Origin of the sequence: Actinoallomurus oryzae (assembly GCF_039541955.1) — a bacterium.
GTDB lineage: Bacteria > Actinomycetota > Actinomycetes > Streptosporangiales > Streptosporangiaceae > Actinoallomurus > Actinoallomurus oryzae.
On the sequence record NZ_BAABHF010000049.1, the window covers coordinates 123,956 to 142,546 of the forward strand.

At 71.3% G+C, this 18,591-nt stretch carries 17 protein-coding genes and 1 pseudogene; 6 read left to right on the top strand and 12 right to left on the bottom strand.

From position 1 onward, the window contains the following. Positions 1–139 precede the first annotated feature (139 nt). Positions 140–1,564, top strand: coding sequence for an NADP-dependent phosphogluconate dehydrogenase (gene gndA, locus ABEA10_RS41410; RefSeq protein ID WP_345473605.1), 1,425 nt, complete (start codon positions 140–142; stop codon positions 1,562–1,564). A gap of 170 nt (positions 1,565–1,734) precedes the next feature. On the opposite strand, the gene ABEA10_RS41415 is transcribed toward gndA, so the two are convergent. Beyond that, positions 1,735–2,235 carry a MarR family winged helix-turn-helix transcriptional regulator gene (locus ABEA10_RS41415; protein ID WP_345473606.1) on the bottom strand — a complete coding sequence of 167 codons (501 nt, stop codon included), beginning with the start codon at positions 2,233–2,235 and terminating at the stop codon, positions 1,735–1,737. Between the two features lie 121 nt (positions 2,236–2,356). On the opposite strand from ABEA10_RS41415, the gene ABEA10_RS41420 reads away from it, so the two are divergent. The 3 genes from ABEA10_RS41420 to ABEA10_RS41430 are packed head-to-tail and all read left to right on the top strand — an operon-like array spanning position 2,357 to position 5,115. Next, positions 2,357–3,628: an MFS transporter gene (locus tag ABEA10_RS41420; protein ID WP_345473607.1), complete on the top strand. Its 1,272-nt coding sequence runs from the start codon at positions 2,357–2,359 to the stop codon at positions 3,626–3,628. A 53-nt stretch (positions 3,629–3,681) separates the two neighbouring features. Next, positions 3,682–4,356, top strand: a complete 675-nt coding sequence (gene wrbA, locus ABEA10_RS41425) for an NAD(P)H:quinone oxidoreductase (RefSeq protein ID WP_345473608.1) — start codon at positions 3,682–3,684, stop codon at positions 4,354–4,356. Continuing rightward, complete coding sequence (locus tag ABEA10_RS41430; RefSeq protein WP_345473609.1) at positions 4,357–5,115, top strand: dienelactone hydrolase family protein; 759 nt, start codon at positions 4,357–4,359, stop codon at positions 5,113–5,115. On the opposite strand, the gene ABEA10_RS41435 is transcribed toward ABEA10_RS41430, so the two are convergent. Next, positions 5,107–5,343 (bottom strand): hypothetical protein, encoded by a 237-nt coding sequence (locus ABEA10_RS41435; RefSeq protein WP_345473747.1) that lies wholly within the window; start codon positions 5,341–5,343, stop codon positions 5,107–5,109. The genes ABEA10_RS41430 and ABEA10_RS41435 overlap by 9 nt on opposite strands. Between ABEA10_RS41435 and ABEA10_RS41440 the strand changes: the two are divergent. Then, positions 5,307–5,456: pseudogene (locus ABEA10_RS41440) on the top strand (hypothetical protein); the annotation flags it as partial. The gene ABEA10_RS41435 and the pseudogene ABEA10_RS41440 overlap by 37 nt on opposite strands. Before the next feature lie 76 nt (positions 5,457–5,532). Here ABEA10_RS41440 and ABEA10_RS41445 read toward each other — a convergent pair. Beyond that, a complete protein-coding gene (locus ABEA10_RS41445) occupies positions 5,533–6,360 on the bottom strand; it encodes a hypothetical protein (RefSeq protein WP_345473611.1) in 828 nt (275 codons plus the stop codon). A 122-nt stretch (positions 6,361–6,482) separates the two neighbouring features. On the opposite strand from ABEA10_RS41445, the gene ABEA10_RS41450 reads away from it, so the two are divergent. Then, positions 6,483–7,100, top strand: a complete 618-nt coding sequence (locus tag ABEA10_RS41450; RefSeq protein ID WP_345473613.1) for a hypothetical protein — start codon at positions 6,483–6,485, stop codon at positions 7,098–7,100. Here the strand turns inward: ABEA10_RS41450 and ABEA10_RS41455 are convergent. The 9 genes from ABEA10_RS41455 to ABEA10_RS41495 form a co-directional block, all read right to left on the bottom strand. After that, positions 7,084–7,809 (bottom strand): hypothetical protein, encoded by a 726-nt coding sequence (locus ABEA10_RS41455; RefSeq protein WP_345473615.1) that lies wholly within the window; start codon positions 7,807–7,809, stop codon positions 7,084–7,086. The genes ABEA10_RS41450 and ABEA10_RS41455 overlap by 17 nt on opposite strands. Before the next feature lie 2 nt (positions 7,810–7,811). Continuing rightward, complete coding sequence (locus tag ABEA10_RS41460) at positions 7,812–9,467, bottom strand: carbamoyltransferase family protein (protein WP_345473616.1); 1,656 nt, start codon at positions 9,465–9,467, stop codon at positions 7,812–7,814. Between the two features lie 3 nt (positions 9,468–9,470). Beyond that, positions 9,471–10,193 (bottom strand): histidine phosphatase family protein, encoded by a 723-nt coding sequence (locus ABEA10_RS41465; protein WP_345473618.1) that lies wholly within the window; start codon positions 10,191–10,193, stop codon positions 9,471–9,473. After that, positions 10,183–11,748 (bottom strand): hypothetical protein, encoded by a 1,566-nt coding sequence (locus tag ABEA10_RS41470; RefSeq protein ID WP_345473620.1) that lies wholly within the window; start codon positions 11,746–11,748, stop codon positions 10,183–10,185. The genes ABEA10_RS41465 and ABEA10_RS41470 overlap by 11 nt, the downstream gene beginning before the upstream one ends. A gap of 8 nt (positions 11,749–11,756) precedes the next feature. Next, complete coding sequence (locus ABEA10_RS41475; protein WP_345473622.1) at positions 11,757–12,524, bottom strand: class I SAM-dependent methyltransferase; 768 nt, start codon at positions 12,522–12,524, stop codon at positions 11,757–11,759. Positions 12,525–12,670: 146 nt separating this feature from the next. Then, positions 12,671–15,199 (bottom strand): polynucleotide kinase-phosphatase, encoded by a 2,529-nt coding sequence (locus ABEA10_RS41480; RefSeq protein ID WP_345473624.1) that lies wholly within the window; start codon positions 15,197–15,199, stop codon positions 12,671–12,673. Between the two features lie 65 nt (positions 15,200–15,264). Continuing rightward, positions 15,265–16,704: a 3' terminal RNA ribose 2'-O-methyltransferase Hen1 gene (locus tag ABEA10_RS41485; RefSeq protein WP_345473626.1), complete on the bottom strand. Its 1,440-nt coding sequence runs from the start codon at positions 16,702–16,704 to the stop codon at positions 15,265–15,267. Between the two features lie 62 nt (positions 16,705–16,766). Next, the gene (locus ABEA10_RS41490; protein ID WP_345473628.1) at positions 16,767–17,510 is read right to left on the bottom strand and encodes a TetR/AcrR family transcriptional regulator; all 744 of its coding nucleotides are present in this window, start codon (positions 17,508–17,510) and stop codon (positions 16,767–16,769) included. A 103-nt stretch (positions 17,511–17,613) separates the two neighbouring features. Next, positions 17,614–18,543 (bottom strand): LLM class F420-dependent oxidoreductase, encoded by a 930-nt coding sequence (locus ABEA10_RS41495; protein ID WP_345473630.1) that lies wholly within the window; start codon positions 18,541–18,543, stop codon positions 17,614–17,616. Between the last annotated feature and the right edge of the window lie 48 nt (positions 18,544–18,591).

Consider the following 18,591-nt stretch of genomic DNA (forward strand, 5'->3'; position numbering starts at 1 on the left):
AGACTGTCGAATATCGCCGGTACGTCAACCGTTATTCGCCCAAAAGATCGGACTTTCTGCTGCCGCCGAGGCGGGCACCGGACGCCCGGCCGGTTTGGGCCGGACCGGAGCGGGTTAACCTGGGCGACGGGGTGATGATGTGGGAAGTCAGATCGGTGTCACCGGCCTCGCCGTCATGGGACAGAACCTCGCGCGCAACATCGCGCGCCACGGATTCCCGGTGGCCGTGCACAACCGCAGTGAGAGCCGGACGAAACAGCTGATCGAGCGCTATGGGAACGAAGGCGACTTCACGCCGGCGACCTCGCTGGAGGACTTCGTGTCCTCGCTCGACCGGCCGCGCCGGATCGTGATCATGGTGAAGGCGGGCGGGCCCGTCGACGCGGTGATCGACGAGCTGGTGCCCCTGCTCGACAGGGGCGACATTCTGATCGACGGCGGCAACTCTCACTTCGAGGACACGCGGCGGCGTGAGAAGGCGCTGGCCGAGCGCGGCCTGCACTTCCTCGGCACCGGCGTCTCCGGCGGTGAGGAGGGCGCGCTGAACGGCCCGAGCATCATGCCCGGCGGCCCCGACGACGCGTACGCCCCGGTCGCGGAGATCCTCACCACGATCGCGGCGCAGGTGGACGGCACGCCGTGCGCCGCCCACATCGGTCCCGATGGCGCGGGCCACTACGTCAAGATGGCGCACAACGGCATCGAGTACGCCGACATGCAGCTCATCGCCGAGGCGTACGACCTGCTCACGAGCGCGGCCGGGATGTCCGCGCCCGAGATCGGGCAGACGTTCGCGCAGTGGAACGAGGGCGACCTGGAGTCGTTCCTCATCGAGACGACCGCCACGGTGCTCGGGCACACCGACGCCACGACGGGCCGCCCGCTCGTCGACGTGATCCTCGACGAGGCCGAGCAGAAGGGCACCGGCCGCTGGACCGCCCAGTCGGCGCTGGAGCTCGGCGTGCCGGTCACCGCGATCACCGAAGCCGTGTACGCCCGCGCGCTGTCGGCCCGCAAGGAGCAGCGCACACGCGCCGCCGGCGTCCTGCCCGGCCCGTCCGGCGGCTCGACCCCGGACGGCTTCGTGGACGCCGTGCGCGACGCGCTGTACGCCTCCAAGGTGGTCGCGTACGCCCAGGGCTTCGAGCAGATGCGCGCGGCCTCCGACGAGTACGACTGGAACATCGACCCCGGCACGCTCGCCACCATCTGGCGCGGCGGCTGCATCATCCGGGCGCGCTTCCTCGACCGCATCAAGGAGGCGTACGAACGCAGCCCGGAGCTGCCCAACCTCCTGCTCGACGACTACTTCCGCGACGCGGTCGCGGGCGCACAGGACGCCTGGCGCAAGGTCGTGCGCACCGCGGCCGACCTCGGCGTCCCGACACCGGCCTTCTCGGCGTCGCTGGCCTACTACGACGGCTTCCGCCGCGAACGCGGGCCCGCGTCGCTGATCCAGGGCCTGCGCGACTTCTTCGGCGCCCACACCTACCGCCGCGTCGACCGCGACGGCGTCTTCCACACGCTGTGGTCGGAGGACGGGCGCGAGATCTCCGCCGACTGACGAGGCGTCCCCTGGCCGCGCGCCCGCCCGGCGCACGGCCAGGGTCGCTCCGGCGAATCGCGCTCGGCGGCGGGTCCTACCGGGGGGATGTCGCCACGGTGACAGCCGACCAGACCTCCGAGCGTCTGATCACGGCGCGCGACCGGCCTCCGGCGTTTTCCTGACGTGCCCTAACCGATGGAAGTATCACCCAGCGACTCAAGGAGGCCGCGGAGCAGGCCGGCCAGCCGATCCCGTTCCTCTGAGGTCAGCGCGGCGAGCAGGCGCGCCTCGTTCGCCACGTGCGGCCCGACCATCTCGTCGACCATCGTCCGGCCCTGATCGGTCAGGCGGACGCGTACGGAGCGCCGGTCCTCCTCGTCGTGCACGCGCTCGACGAGCCCCCGGGCCGCCAGCCGGTCGATCCGGTTGGTGATCGCACCGGAAGTCACCATGGCGGCCCGGTTGAGGGCCCCCGCCGTCAGCTCGTACGGTGGCCCGGACCGGCGGAGAGTGGCCAGCACGTCGAACTCCCAGCGCTCGAGTCCGTGCCCGGCGAAGAACTCCTTCAGCTCCCGGTCCAGCAGCCGGGACAACCGGGTGATCCGCCCGATGACCCCCATGGGCCCGACGTCGACGTCGGGGCGCTCCCTCCCCCACTGGGTGAGCAACTGATCCACCGCATCGCTCATCGGCCGGCCTCTCTCAGCGCAAACAATCTCAACGTTCATCTACTTGACGAAGAGAATACTCTCATGCTGTTATCTCAACGTTGACATTCTCAATGTTGAGTGACTGATGGGAGGCCGGATCATGACAGTCGGGTCGGGGGCACCGCGCCGGACGGCGCGCCGCAAGATCACCGATGCGCCGGACGGCGGCCCGCCACTGAGCCGAGGGCTGCTTCTCCTGATGGCCGTGGCGACGGGGCTTTCGGTCGCCAACAACTACTTCGCCCAGCCGCTGCTCGACCTGCTCGGCCGGGAGCTTCGGCTCAGCACCACGATGGCCGGAATGGTCGTGACGGCCGCGCAGGTCGGTTACGGGCTGGGGCTGATCCTGCTCGTCCCGCTCGGCGACCTGGTCGAACGCCGCCGGCTCGCGGTACTCCTGTACGCGGCCACCGCGGCGTTCCTGCTGATCTCGGCGACCGCGCCCAACGGAGCCCTGTTGCTCGTGGGAACCGTGCTCACCGCGTTCACCTCGGTGGGCGCCCAGGTCGTGGTGCCGTACGCCGTCACGCTCGCGGCACCGGGGAAGCGCGGCCGGGTGATCGGCACGGTGACGAGCGGGCTGCTGCTGGGCACGGTGTTGTCCCGTACGGTCTCGGGAGGGCTCGCCGAACTCGGCGGCTGGCGGACGGTCTACTGGGTGAGTGCGGTCCTGGTCGCCGGGGTGACCGTGCTGCTGTGGCGCTTCCTGCCGCCTCTGCACACCCCGATCGGGCTGTCGTACCCGGCGCTGCTGCGCTCAACGTTCGCGCTGTTCCGCCACGAGCCGGTGCTGCGGTGGCGGGCCGGCATCGCCGCCCTGTCGCTCGCGTCGTTCAACGTGCTGTGGACGGCGGTGACCTTCCTTTTCGCCGGCCCATCGTACGGTTGGTCCGAGGCGGCCATCGGGCTGTTCGGGCTCGTGGGTGCGGTGGGCACGGTGGGGGCGACGGTGACCGGTCGGCTGGCCGACCGCGGCTACGTGCAGTGGGTCACCGGCGTCGGCACCGCCGCGTTCGCCGCTTCCTGGTGGCTGATCGGCGCAGGCGAGAGTTCGCTGGGGTGGCTCCTCGGCGGGGCGATCGTCCTCAACCTGGCGCACCGGGCGGTGCTCAACAGCAACCAGAACGTCATCTACGCACTGCACTCGGAGATCCGCAACCGGCTCAACTCCGCGTTGATGACGGCCTTCTTCACCGGCGGCGCCGCCGGATCGGCGCTGGCCGCGGTGGTGTGGGTGCACGGCGGCTGGACGGCGGTGAGCGTTCTGGGTGGCTCGCTGGCCTGCGGAACCTTCGTCCTGTGGGTGATGGAGCGAACCAGGGTCTCCCGACCATCCGGCCAAGATGCGGTCCGTGCCGCATCAGGCAGCTGAGTGCTCCTGACCGACCGACAACCCCCTGCGCATTGGAAGGAAGAACCTGCGCGATGACCGTCAATATCACCGTCGTCTACTACTCAGCCACCGGAAACGTGTACGCGCTCGCCGAGGCACTGGCCGAGGGCGCGCGGGCCGAAGGCGCACAGGTCAGACTCCGCCGAGTCCCCGAACTTGCCCCGGCCTCCGCGATCGCCGCCGACCCCGCCTGGACCGCCCACCATCAGCAGGTCTCGTCGCGCATCCCCGAGGTCGGCCACAACGATGTGCTGTGGGCGCACGGCCTGGCCTTCGGTACCCCGGTCCGGTTCGGCAATATCGCCTCTCAGCTCAAGCAGTTCCTCGACACCTGCGGCGGCCTGTGGGCGGCCGGCCGGCTGGCGAACAAGACCTTCACCGGCTTCGTCAGTGGCCAGTCTCGGCATGGCGGTCAGGAGTCCACCCTGCTGGCTCTCTACAACTCGGCCTATCACATGGGTGCGGTCCTCGTGCCGCCCGGCTATACCGACGACGCCGTGCACGGCGCGGGCGGCAACCCCTACGGAACCAGCCACCCGAGCGGACCCGACGGCCTGCTGCCCCCGCCGGCATTGCTGCAGGCGGCTCGCTACCAGGGCGTACGCCTGGCCCGGCTGACCGCCCGCCTGCACTCCGCTGACCTGACCCACACCTGTGCCGCGGCCGAGAAGCCCGAGCACGCCGGGTCATTGATGGGAGAACACTGAATGACCGCTGTATCCGGAACCATCGTGGACATCGTCACCTCCGACGGCACCGCCGACGCCTACCTGACCCATCCCAACGATCATGCCGCCCATCCCGCCGTGCTGCTCTACATGGATGCCTTCGGCGTACGCCCAAGCCTGACGCGCATGGCCGACCGGCTCGCCGAACACGGCTACACCGTCCTGGTACCCAACGTCCTCTACCGCCACGGGCGGGCACCGGTCGTGGAACTGCCCGTCCACATCACCGACACCCGCCGGCGCGCGCTGCTCCAGCAGCTCTTTCCTCTCGTGGGAGAACTGACCCCCGAACGGGCCATGCGCGACGCCGACGCGTACCTGTCCTGGCTGACGGCCTGCCCACGGACCACCGACGGCCCTGTCGCCATCACCGGCTACTGCGTGGGAGCCGCCCTGGCCCTGCGCACCGCCGGTACCTTCCCCGACCGGGTCGCCGCGGCCGCCGGTTTCCATGGCGGCAACCTGGCCACCGACGCCCCGGACAGCCCGCACCTGCTAGCCGACCGGATCACCGCGGAGCTCTACTTCGGCCACGCCGACGAAGACCCCTCCATGCCGCCCGAGCAGATCGAGCGACTCGACAGGGCCCTCACGTTGGCAGGTATCCGCTATCAGGCGGACGTCTACTCCGGTGCGCGACACGGCTACACCCAGGCGGACACACATCAATACAACGCCGAAGCCACCGCACGCCACTGGAACATGTTGCTGGCGCTCCTTGACCGGACCTCACGATGAAGGCCGTCTCGTCCTTCCGAACGAAGGGCGGTCGCTGTTCTTCGCGGTCACGTACACCTGGCAGTCGCTGGTCACCTGTTCGGCGTATCTATGGGCGAACGCGAGGGTCTCCGTCTGCAGGCCCGGCACCGAGGTGATCACCTTGTCGATCGCCGCGTCGGCGGAACAGGTCACTCCGGTGCCCGCCCGCAGTGCCAGGGCGGCGCGCCGTCCACCGGCCAGGGACATCGTGGCGGGGGCGGGCGTCTTCGGCGCGGCGCGGGCCGGCGTCGCTGATCCAGGGCCTGCGCGACTTCTTCGGCGCCCACACCTACCGCCGCGTCGACCGCGACGGCGTCTTCCACACCCTGTGGTCGGAGGACTTGGCTTTCCTCTACAGAGTTACGCCGATTGACGACAGGACCCTGGCCGATCACCTCAGCACGGCGAGATCGGTGCCGTGGACAGGTGGACGGCCAGGGTCACCAGCGGAGGGCCGACCCACAGGAGGCCGCGCACGATGGCCCCGACCGGCACGAACCGCGTGCGGTAGGGACCGCCGGGCCAGACGGTGCGACCCGCGGCGGCGACCCGGAACACCACGAACCGCCCTCCGCCGCGTACGGGCCTGAGCGCGTCCAGCGACGTCAGCGCGTCGACGAACTGGTCGCGCATGAGCGGCACGTAGACCGTCCGGTCCCCCAGGTCGACCTTCAGGCCGGTCCGGTGACCGAACCGATACGTCCCCAGCACGCGACCCTCGGTCCCGGACGACCGCGCCGCGCGCAGGACGCCGAGCCATCGGCGGCGCCGGTGGATGAGGTAGCCGACGATCGCGGCGCCGGGGACGGCGAACAGGAACAGCACCATTCCGATCAGCTCGTCGCGCCGGTCGTCGTAGGTCTCCCACGTCCAGCAGGTGAAGGTCGAGTACTCCAGCACCCGCACGCGCTCGCCGGGCCGGTACGGGTCGTCCCGGTCGGCGGTGCCGTACCGGACCGCGCCGTCCTTGTCGGTCCAGACGAGGGTCGGCGCGTGTGTCTCCGGGGCGGGTGCCTGCACCGTCGCCGTGTACGCCGGCGCCCGGGCCAGCCGCAGCGTGCTCTCCATGTCGCTCAGGTTCAACCGGAGATACAGCGCCCAGCTCAGCAGCAACAGGCCGGCCACGAGCACCGTGTGGAGCCGGTAGCGGGCCCGGGCCGTCGCCGGGCTCAGCCCGATGGCCGTGGGCGGCAGCAACGGCGTGCGCGTTCTCGCGGTCCTCATCACCGGCACCCCCGTTCTCCGGCGCGGTACTGATAGGACGCACCGCACCGGCCCCCGGATCACCGCACCGGACGATTCCCCCACGTTGGCCTACAGTGCTGGAATCCGACGTGAGGTGGATCATGGATCCGATCCAGGTTCCGGTCTGCATGCGCTGCCCGGACCGGACGCCACTCCGGCCGGAGCCCGCGGCGAGGTCCGTCCGCTGCCGATCGTGTGGCTGGGAGCGCGCCGTCTCGCCGTACCCGCTGGTGCTGGTCACCGGGGAGAGCGGGGCCGGCAAGAGCACGATCGCGCCCATCGTCCGGGAGCGCCTGTCGGTGTACCGGCGTAGTGCGGTCTTCGACGCCGACCTGTTCCTCCACCACCTGGACCGGGGCTGGGCCGCCTGGTGCAACGACTGGCTGCTGCTGGCCCACGCGCTCGGCGAGAACGACACCGTGATGGTGCTCTTCGGCTGCATCGACCCCGACCTGCTGGCCGCGGCGCCGGCCCGGTATCTCGTGAGCGGCCTGGAGATCGTCCTGCTCGACTGCGGCGACCGGGCCCGGGTGTCACGGCTGGAGGCGCGCCCGCCCTGGCGGGGCTGGGACGACGACGGCATCGCGGACTGCCTCGCGCGGGCCCGCGCGCTGCGGGCCCGGCCGTATTTCCGGATCGACACCACTGATGAGTCACCGGTCCGCAGCGCGGATCGATGCGCCGAACACCTCACCCGCAGGATCAGCGAAGCGGTGTAGCGGCGGCGTCGACCTTTCCGGCGACGTACTCGCGAAGCCACGGGTCGATGCCCGGCCGCCGCCGGAGCTCCCGGGTGTACGCCCGGACCTCGGCCGCGTCGGCCCGCGGCAGGAACCGCTCGGCCAGGAGCCTCGCCTCCGGATACGGGGCCCGGCCGAGGAGCGTACGCGCGGCCGGGAGGAAGCCGCCGTGGGCGACCCCGAGTTTGATCCGCGCGGCGAGGGCCGCTTCGTCGGTGGCCAGACGGCCGGCGACCTCCAGGTAACGCTCGCCCTGGTGCTCGCGCAGCACCAGGAGCGTCACCTTGGCCAGCAGGAAGTCGTGGTAGAGCGTGCCCGGCCCGTCGTCGCGGTGGCGGAGGTACTCGCCGATCGCCAGGAACCGCGCGTCCGCGGGGCTCAGCGCCGCGAACTTCGCGCCCGGGTGCACCGAGACCCGCAGCCGCATGCCCACACGCTCGGCCAGACCCTCCTCGACCTTCCGGGCCATCAGCGCGCGGGCCTCGTCACCGGCGCCGTCGGCCACCAGGTCGACGTCGCTGAGCGAATGGGCCACGTCGGCGTCGGCGTCGAGGTGGAAGTCGCCGAAGCGGAACGAGCCCGCGAGGGTCAGGCCGGGGCCGGCCGCGGTCACGGCGGACACCACGGCGTCGCCGAGCGTTCGCCGCCGGGTCCGGTACGCCGGCGGCTGCACGATGAACGCCGCCACGGTCAGCCCGATCGGTGCAGCAGGAACGGGCCCAGGGCGAGCCCGTCCAGCGTGGAGGAGAAGTACGTTCGCAGCGCGTCGTCGGGGGTGTAGACGATCGGCTCGCCGTCGATGTTGAAGGAGGTGTTCAGGACGACGCCGTGTCCGGTGCGCCTCCGCATCGCCTCCAGCACCGCGACGTAACGCGGGCTGCACACGCGGTCGTCGACGCAGTGGGGCCGGCTCGTGCCGTCCACGTGCACGACGGCGGGCAACATGGCCGCGTCCCTGACCTCATGCGCCTCGATCATGAACGGGGCGTCGGCGACCGGGAACCACTTGTCCATGGCGTCCGGCAGCAACGACGGCCCGAACGGACGCCACGCCTCCCGCTGTTTGATCTCCAGGTTCAGGCGGTCGACGACGGCGGCGTCCAGGGGCGAGGCGAGGATCGAGCGGTGTCCCAGCGCGCGCGGGCCGACCTCGGCCCGGCCCTGGAACCAGCCGATGACCTCGCCGGCCAGCAGCCGGTCGGCGACCTCCGCCGCGAGGTCGGGTGGCTCGTGGTAACCGATGCCGTAACGCCGGAGCAGGTCGGCCAGCTCCGCGTCGGACCAGCCCAGGCCCTGGTAGGGCCCGGCCGGGAGCCGGGTGGCCTCTCCCAGCCGCCGCGCCGCGAGCACGGCCGCGCCCACCGAGACCCCGGCGTCCTGCGGGATCGGCAGGTAACGCAGATCCACGTCCGGCAGGACCCGGCGGAGGCGCCCGTTGGCGGAGCAGTTGAGGGCGACGCCGCCGGCCAGGACGACCGGCAGGCCGGGGTACTCGCTCGCGAGGCGGCGGACGAGAGTCTCGATCCTCGCCTCGACCATCGCCTGCACCGATGCCGCGGCGTCCGCGTGGTGCGGCGCGAAGTCGCCGGAGCGCAAGGGCCGCAGCCGGTCAGACAGGGACAGCGCGGGCCTGCGCGGCGGGCCGAAGACCTCGGCGCAGATGTCGTTCCACTGCCGGTAGACCGCGCGGTGTCCGGCCGTCGGGTCGCCGGGGGCGGGAAGGGAGCAGCGGAATCCCAGCCCGTCCGGGGAGAGCTCGGGGAAGTCGTGGCGCGGTGTGCCGAACGCGGCCAGGCCCATCGTCTTGCCCTGGCCGCCGTAGCCGAACCCGCAGTAGGTCGTCACCGCGGCGAACAGCGTGCCCAGCGACGCCGTCAGCGGAGACGCGGCCACGACGTCCTCGTCCTCACCTCCGCCCACGAGGTAGACGGTCGTGGAGGCGTTCTCGCCACGGCCGTCCATGACGACCACGACGCATCGCTCCGCCGTGCCGCTCATGTACTGGCCGGTCACGGCGTGACACCGGTGATGGTCGAAGACGAACGCGGGAGTGTCATCGAGCCCCAGCTCGCCGCGGGCCGCCGCCAGGGCCCGGTCGGCGGCGATCATCCGGTCGTTGCTCGGGTCCAGCGACGAGTCCCACGAGATCGCGAGCGCGTCGAGGTCGCGGGGGGCGAGGTCGAAGCGCCGCAGGCACGCCAGGACGGACCGCGTCGCGGCCTCCTCACGCGCGTACTTACGCCGCGAGAGGCGTTCTTCCTCGACGATGAGTTCGATCTTCCCGTCCACGATGAGCGTCGCACTGGCTTCGTGGCCGAATCCACCGGATACGCCGATGATCCTCATGCGCTACCAACTTCGGAGATGTTCGGGAATGTATTCCATGTACCCCAGGCATTCGACGGAGAAGGCATATCTCGTCCCGACAGGAATGGTGATGAGGCGGGTGATCGAGCAGTGCGCGATCTGGAATCTCTCCCATTCCCACGGCGTGGGCTCGAAGCCGAGCAGCATCGACAGGACCGTGCTGATGCTTCCGGCGTGCGCCACCATGAGGATCTGGCGCTCGACGCCGTCCATCTCCCACAGCGCCGGGCCGCCGTCCGTCACGGGGCGCACGTCGAGGCCGGCGAGGAAGCGGCGCAGGCCCGACCGGACCCGGTCGGTGAACGAGCGGATGCCCTCGCCCGACTCCTCGAAGGCGTTCCAGCGCTCCTCCGCGGGCAGGGTCCGCGCGTCGGCCAGGGCGCGGGCGGCGAGTTCGGGCGGCTGACCTTGCCAGACCGGGTAGCGCATCTCGGCCAGCCAGTCCTCGACGGCAGGGGTCTCCAGGCCGCCGCACGCGAGCGCCACCGTCTCCCGCGCCCTCTTCACGGGGGAGGCCACGACGAGGTCGAACTTGGCTCCCGAGAGCTCGGCGGCGAGCGCGGCGCACTGGTCGACGCCCCGCTGCCCGAGCTCGGGATCGTCCACCGTGACCCCGTCGCGCACCCACGGCGCGTTGCCGTGACGGACCAGATTCACCACGAGCGGACCCCGGGGAACGTCATAGCCGAAATGGCTAGAACTCATCTTTTTTCCTCGTATTTGTACGACGGATGACCACATAAATGAGGGTGGTTATCAGCAGAACGCCGAGCACCAGAAGCCACGCCATGTACGGCGGCACGGCTTTCAGCGGTCTGAGATTACCCAACCGGGTCTGCATCGCGGAGCTCATGACACCGAGCGGCACGCCCACGACCGCGACGAGTTCGATGAGCTGACGTGTCCGGGTCGTCGAGCGCGCCAGCCCCTGGGAGGCACGGAGCTGAAGGTGGGATTGGAGGGCCGCGCTCGCCTCCCGGATCGAGGCGAACGACTCGGAGAGTTCGAGTCCGGACCTCAGCAGGGAGTACAGCGGTCCGCCGACCGGGGTGGTGCTGACGTCGCGATGCCAGAGCCGGGTGTTGAACCGGATCACCGCCTCGTCGAAGCGCTGGAGCTTCGCGGAGGCCACTTCGAGGAGCCCGGCCACCTGGGCCAGGTCCGATTCCATGATGTCGAGGAGATGCCGCTGCGCGATCGCGTAGATGAAGAGGGTGACGTACTCGTACTCGAAGAGCTCGAACTGCTGGGCGACGTACCGGTCGTCGGCCGACTCGACCACCTGCACGAGGTTGTCGTAGTGGTAGAGCATCATCCAGTCCTGCCAGAGGGAGAGACACCGCTTCGAGCGGAGTCGCTGCCACTGGTCCTCCGAGGGACACTCCGCGTGCTGCCCGGCCACCGGTGTCCGGCCCGTGGCCAGCGCGAAGCACGCGAGCTGGGCGCCGGACTCGAAGGGGCCGGGCGGCGGCTGCTCGTCGCCGTCCCGCCTCACCTGCGACGTGATCGCCAGCCGCCAGTTCACCCCGAGGGTTCCGGTGAGCTCGGAGATGTTGTCGCGCGAGTCGAGCGGTGACGCGACGGCCAGGTCCCGCAGCAACGTGGGCAGGACCTCCAGCCAGGTACTCCCCCGCCCGCCGCTGGCCGGGAAACCGCTCGCCTCGAGGCTCAGCTGGGCGACCTCCAGAGAGAGACGCCGCCGGTATTCGACCTTCTTGGCGAACCGCATCAACCGGGCGGCCACGGCCGTGGGCATGTCGCCGGGCGGGTCGAGCGCCGCCACCAGAACGCCGACCCCGACCGGGAAGAGCACCGCGTCGATCCAGCGCAGATCACACTTGTAGTCCTCCTCGATGCCCTGGGCGCCGGGAATGCGAACGGTGATCTTGCTGCCGGGCGCCAGCTGCTTCCCGGTCCAGGTCAGGCGGACCGCGGCGTTGCGGAACCGGTCGCCGTCGTCCTTGCCCGCCGCGTCGTCGATCGCCCGGCGCACCGCCGCGACCTCCATGCCCTGCACGCTGTGGAGCGCCTGCTTGCTCGCGTCGGAGGTGAGGCCGTACAGCTCCGGATAGAGCATCCGGCGCACGTGCGGAAGGAACGAGTACGAGTGGTCGGTGAGCAGATTGATCTTGTCCAGGCTGTCCGCCGAGCGCACGAACCAGTGCTTCCACGGGCTGTCGGCGCGTACGGGATCGGTGGCCAGTCTCGCCCCGGATATCGAATGCGGGAACGGATAGAGCAGATACGCCTGTGTGCTCACGCTCTTCACTACACGTCCGCCTCCCGTACAGGATCACCGGCCGGCGCGCCGGCGCCGTCGGTGAGCGAGCCGAATAGGAAATGCTCCGGGGTCTCGCGCAGAACGGCCGACCAGCCGAGGCGGTGAATCCGTTGTTCGAGGCCTGCCCGGTCGTACTGGGCCTTGACGACGCGGTAGCTCCGGCCGGAATCGCCGATCCGGCGGACCATCTCGCCGCCGAGCACGGTCTCTCCGGTCGCGCCGGCCTTGTGGTCGACGAGGTGGACGACGCCACCGGCCCTCAGCCACTTTCTCAGCCGGCCGAGGAATTCCCCGAGCAGCCGACCGGGGACGTGCGACAGCCAGAAACCGAGAAAAATGGCGTCGTAGGTCGAATCAGGCGTCCAGTCGAACACGTCCGCGTGGACGAGTTCGAGGCGCGGATCGCCGCCGAGACGGTCCGCGCACAGGCGCAGCCGGCGCGCGGAGGCGTCGACCGCGGTGAGCGTCGTCGCGCGGTCCAGGAGCCGCCCGGTCCAGAAACCCGTGCCACAGGCGATCTCCAGAACGTCACCGCTCAGGGTTTGACCGGCGAAATATTCCTCGACCCGGCGCAGCTCGCCCTGGGCACCGGCGTCTCCGGGCGTGAGGATTGTTTCGTCGTAGAAGGCAATTTGCTCGGTTAACCGTGACCGGGCGTCGTCGACGTCGAAAAAATCGCCCATCAAGAGCTCCCCGGTATACGAGCCGGTGCGTTTCCGGAGATTATCGCGGTGAACCGCTCCCTGTACATGCACGGGAAAAACGCGGACCGCCGGACATCCGTATCGCACGCGTAACATTGGACCGGCCAATTCCGATACACGACGCTCGGCCCGCGTCACCGGCGCGGGCCGGCCCACTCCGCCTGCTCACCGGCGCGGGCCGACCCGCTCCGCGGCGTTCACAGGCGCGGGTCGACCGGCTCCGACTCCAGGGCCAGCACGCCGAAGACGGGCTGGTGGACGCGCCACAGCGGTTCGCCGGCGGCCAGGCGGTCCAGGGACTCCAGGCCCAGGGCGTACTCCCGCATCGCGAGCGACCGCTTGCGGCCGAGGGAGCGCTGCCGCAGCCGTTCGAGGTGCTCGGGTTCGGTGTAGTCGGGGCCGTAGATGATCCGCAGGTACTCCCGGCCCCGGCACTTCAGCCCCGGCTGCACGAGCCGCCCCTCCGGACCGGGTCCCAGCGGCTTGACCACCATGCCCTCGCCGCCGGTCGCGGTCAGGTTCTGCCACCAGGCGACCGCGTCCGCCTCGTCGTCGGCGGTCAGGTCGACGACGCGCGACCGCGTCGAGACGATCAGGTCGTCGGCGGCGGCCAGCCGGTCGGCGGTCTCCAGGTGCCACCGGTGGTCGCGCGCGGCGTAGGAGGACCCCTCCCCCGCCAGCACCTGGAACGGCGCGAGCCGCAGCCCGGTCAGCCCGTCCACCGGCCAGCAGTAGCGGGCGTACGCGTCGCGGAACAGCGCGGCGTTCTCCGCCCGGCGTTCGGTCCGGGCGCGCAGGCCGCCGACGTCCAGGCCGCGGGCCTCGGCGCGGGCCAGGGCGTCCGCGGCGGCCGGCAGGGCGGCGCGCGCCGCCGCGCCGGTCGCGGCGTACTGCCGGCGCAGCAGCTCGACCGCCTTGGCCGACCACGGCATCAGCTCGCAGTCCAGCACCAGCCAGCCGGTCTCCAGCTCCTCGAACAGGAATCCGGCCGCCTCGCGCACCCGCGCGAGGAACCTCTCCGTCCGCTCCGGGTCGGCGAAGAACGGGCGCCCGGTCCGGGTGTAGACCGCGCCGGTGGTGCCGTCGTCCACGCCGAACCTCGCCGCGGCGACGCCGGCGTCCCGCGTCACGACGACGACGGCGCGCGAGCCCATGTGCTTCTCCTCGCACACGACCTGGCCGACGCCCTGCCTGCGGTACGCCGCGAACGCCTCCGCCGGGTGCTCCAGGTGGTCCTCCAGCGACGAGGTGTCGGCGGGCGCCATCGTGGGCGGCAGGTACACCAGCCAGCGCGGGTCCACCGCGAAGCGGCTCATCGCCTCCAGCGCCGGCCAGACGTTCTCCGCGCGCAGGTTGATCCGGCCCATCAGCCGGGTCTCGACGGCCTCCTCCACGTCCGCGATCCGCAGCACGCCCGACTCCCGGTGGCCGCCGCGCGACGCCGGCGGCTCGGCCTCCAGCGGGCGGACCGGCGCGTACCAGACCTGGTGCGCCGGGACCGAGACGATCTCCTTCTCCGGGTAGCGGAGCGCGGTGAGCCGGCCGCCGAAGACGCAACCGGTGTCCAGGCAGAGCGTGTTGTTGACCCATTCGGGCTCGACGATCGGCGTGTGCCCGTAGACGACCATGGCGCCGCCCCGGTAGTCGTTCGCCCAGGCGTAACGCACCGGCAGTCCGTACTCGTCGGTCTCACCGGTGGTCTCGCCGTACAGGGCGAAGGAGCGCACGCGGCCCGACGCGCGGCCGTGGTACTCCTCCTTGAGCCCGGCGTGCGCGGCCACGAGACGCCCGCCGTCAAGGACGAGGTGGCTGACCAGCCCGTCCATGAACGCCAGCGCCTCGGCACGGAACTCCTCCGGCTCGGCCGCGAGCTGTTCGAGCGACTCGGCGAGCCCGTGGGCGACCGTGACGCGCCGTCCCCGCAGCGCGCGGACGAGCTTGTTCTCGTGGTTGCCGGGGACACACAGCGCGTTACCGGCGTTCACCATGCCCATGACCAGGCGGAGCACGCCCGGGGTGTCCGGGCCGCGGTCGACGAGGTCGCCGAGCAGCAGCGCGGTACGGCCGTCCGGGTGCGCGGCGCCGGCGGCACGGCCGAGGGCGTCGCGCTCGATGACGTACCCGAGCGTCGTGAGCAGCTCCTCCAGCTCGGCCCGGCAGCCGTGCACGTCGCCGATCAGGTCGAACGGCCCGGTCAGCTCGCGCCGGTCCGACCAGCTCTTCTCGTACGTGACGGTCGCCTCGTCGATCTCCTCGCCCTTCAACACGTACGCGCGCTTGAAGACGCGGTGCAGGTCGCGCATGCCGCGCCGCAGCTCGCGCCGCTGCCGGGGCACGACGTGGTCCGGCAGGTCGCGGTCGGTACGGGCGGCGTTGCGCGCCATCGCGACCGACTCGGGCACGTCGAGGACGATCGCGACGGACAGGACGTCCTGCTCCTTGGCGATCCGGACGAGCTGGGACCGCGGCCCCGGCTGCACGTTGGTCGCGTCGACGACGGTGAGCAGGCCGCGCCGCAGCCGCGTACGGACGATGTGGTGCAGCAGGTCGAAGGCGTCGGCGGTGGCCGACTGGTCGTTCTCGTCGTCGGACACGAGCGCCCGGCAGTGGTCGGAGGAGACCACCTGCGTCGGCGCGAAGTGCCTGCGCGCGAAGTGGGACTTGCCCGCCCCGGACACACCGACCAGAACGACGAGCCCCATCTCCGGAAGCCTCAGCTCGGTCATGCGTCCTCCTTCGTCGGAGGGAGTGACCACAGGGGCGTGCCTTCCGATTCCCTCGCTTCGCTCGGTCACTTGACGAACACCCCCATCTGGGTCGGCGCGCCGACGGACGGGTCGTCGTCGCCGACGGGTACGTGGCGGACCCGGTAGCCGTACGCCTCGGCCACCCGTGCGGTCCACGCGCCGAACTCCGCGCGCGTCCACTCGAACCGGTGATCCGGGTGGCGGAAGCCGGTGAGGCTCTCGTAGCGCACGTTGTACTCGGCGTTCGGCGTGGTCACGACCACCACGCGCGGCGCGGCGTCGCCGAAGACCACGCGCTCGACGGCCGGGAGCCGGGGCAGGTCCACGTGCTCGATGACCTCCATCAGCACCGCGGCCTCGTGCCCGTGGAAACGCTGGTCGGCGTACGTCAGCGCGGCCGTGAACAGGTTGAGGCGGTCGGCCTGGGCGCGCGGGAGCAGGCCCGGCGACAGCCGGCGCTGGGCCGCCTCGATCGCACGGGCGGACACGTCGGCGCCGGCCACGAACTCGAAGAACGGATCCTGCAGCAGCCGGGAGAGCAGCCGGCCCGTACCGCAGCCGAGGTCGATGACCGTGGCCGCGTGCTCGGCGCGCAGCGCGTCGAGCACGGCCTGGACGCGGAGTTCGGCGAGCGGCACCGGCGGCGCGGCCACGTCCTCGGCCGGCTCCGCGGACCCGGGCTCGGCGGCCGTCGGGTCGGCGGCCGGGGGCTCCTCGTCGATGGGGTGGCGCTGGAGCGCGTCGTCGGGAGCGTCGTCGGCGTCGGCGAGCCGGGCCAGGGCCGTACGGACCAGGCGGTGGCGGTTCGCGAGGTAGCGGCGGGTGATCCGGGCCCGGGCGGGGTGCGCCGCGAGCCATCCCTCGCCCGCGCGGACGAGCTTGTCGACCTCGTCCGCCGCCACCCAGTAGTGCTTGGAGTCGTCCAGGACCGGCAGCAGGACGTAGAGCTGGTTCAGCGCGGACGCGAGGGTGGCCTCACCCTCGATCGTGAGCGTGACGTACCGCGAGTCGCCCCACTCGGGGAACCGCTCGTCGAGCGGGACCGGGCACGCCTCCACCCGCCAGCCGAGCGGCGCGAACAGGGTCTCGGCCAGCTCGGGCCCGCCCCGGCAGGGCAGCGCGGGCAGCGTGATGCGCAGCGGGATCGGGGTGCCCGCCAGCTCCGGGCGCTCCCGGCTCTGGCCGCGCATGGCCGTGCGGAAGACGTTCGCCATCGCCGACGCGAGCAGGGACGACGCGGCGTACGGCCGGTCGTTGACGTACTGGCCGAGGGACAGGTCCGGCGTCCGCCGGGTCCGGGCCAGCCGGATCGGGTCGACGTCGAGCAGCAGCGCCGCCGTGCAGCGGTCCTCGCCCGCCTCGGGATAGAAGACGTGAGCGGTGCCGAACGACTGCTCGAACGCCTGCACCCGGCCGGGATGCTTGACCAGCAGGTAGCCGAGGTCGGTCGCCGGGCGCGCGGTCGTGGTGATCGTCAGAAGCACCCGCACAGTGTCGCGGACACCGGCGAACAGGACCTATCGAATTAACCGGCTCGCCGGACCGGTCAGCCGGCTTGGCCGGTCGAGGTCCCCGGCCGGTCGGGGACGTACGAGGCGAGGCCGCGGACCAGGAGCTCCAGGCCGTACCGCAGGCGTTCGTCGCCGTCGCCGCCGACCAACGCGTCGACCATCGAGGTGATGACCGGGAAGCGGCCGGGCGGCAGGCTGTGGAAGTACGTGCGGACCTGCTCGAAGTACTCCCGCGCGTCCTCCTCGGTGCGGCGTCCGCGCTCGTGGTGCAGGGAATCCTCGAAGGCGTCCGCGAGGACGTAGAGCGACAGCCGGTCGACGAACCAGCCCGCCCGTTCGTCCGGCACGCCCCCGGCGCGCAGGACGGACAGGAGGGCCTCGGAGTAGCGCAGGGAGTTGGGACCGAGGGGAATGTTGGCGAGCGCGGCGCGGGCGATGCCGGGATGCCGGGTCCAGACCCGGTGGGCCTCCATGCCCGCCTCGACGATCTGCTCCTGCCAGCGGTCCGGATCGGGGACCGGAACGTCCAGCTCGCCGGTGATCCGGTCGATCATCAGCTCCAGCAGCTCGTCCTTGTTCGCGACGTGCGCGTACAGGGACGCCGGACCCGTCTGGAGCTCCAGCGCCACCCGGCGCATGCTCAGCGCGTCGAGGCCCTCGGCGTCGAGGATCCGCATCGCCGTGTCGACGATGAGCTCCTGGCTGAGAGGCCGGCGCTGCCGCGTGGACTTCTTGGGACGCCGCCACGGCGGTGGCGGGATCTCGGTCGCCTCGGTCACGGAACGCTCCTTTTCGCGAACAGAGTACCTGTCACGAACGATGTTCTGATCGCCACGCCGGGGAGGCTCGCGACCTGCCCCGGCGCGACCATGCCGACGGCGCTCAGACCTGGGGAAGGACGTCGCTCGCGAGCAGTTCGAGGTGGTCCAGGTCCTCCAGGTCCAGGGTCTGGAGGTAGATCCGCGCGGCGCCGAGCTCGCCGAACCGGCCGATCTTGTCGACGATCTCGGCCGGGGTGCCGGCCAGCCCGTTCGCCCGAAGGTCCTCGACCGAGCGGCCGATCGCGTCGGCGCGCCGGCTCAGCTCCGCCTCGTCGCGCCCACAGCAGACGACCTGCGCGGCCGAAAGGACGATGTCCCCGGGCTTCCGTCCGCCGCTCTCGCAGGCGGTGCGGACCCGCTCGTACGCCGCCCCGGTGTCGGCGATCGAGTGGAACGGCACGTTGTACTCGTCGGCGTAGCGCGCGGCGAGCCGCGGCGTGCGCTTGGCGCCCACCCCGCCGATGATGATCGGCGGGCGCGGCCGCTGGGCCGGCTTCGGCAGCGCCGGGGAGTCGGTCACCTGGTAGTGGGTGCCCTGGAAGTCGAACGTCTCGTTCTCGGGCGTCTCCCACAGGCCCGTGACGATCGCCAGTTGCTCCTCGAGCCGGTCGAACCGCTCGGCCAGACCGGGGAACGGGATCCCGTACGCCGTGTGCTCGCCGTCGTACCAGCCGGTGCCCAGACCCAGCTCGACGCGGCCTCCGCTCATCTCGTCGACGCCCGCCACGGAGATGGCGAGCGGGCCGGGGAGCCGGAACGTCGCGGCGGTCACCAGGGTGCCCAGCCGGATGCGCCGGGTCTCCCGGGCCAGGCCGGCCAGGGTGATCCAGGCGTCCGACGGACCCGGCAGCCCGCTGACGTCCCCCATCTTCAGGTAGTGGTCGGAACGGAAGAACGCGTCGAAGCCGTACTCCTCGGTGGCCTTGGCGACGCGGAGCAGGGTTTCGTATCCGGCTCCCTGCTGGGGCTCGGTGAAGATCCGCAAAAGCATGGTTCCCATCCTGCTCCCCCGTCACCTCGGCCCGCACCTTCGGGTCGG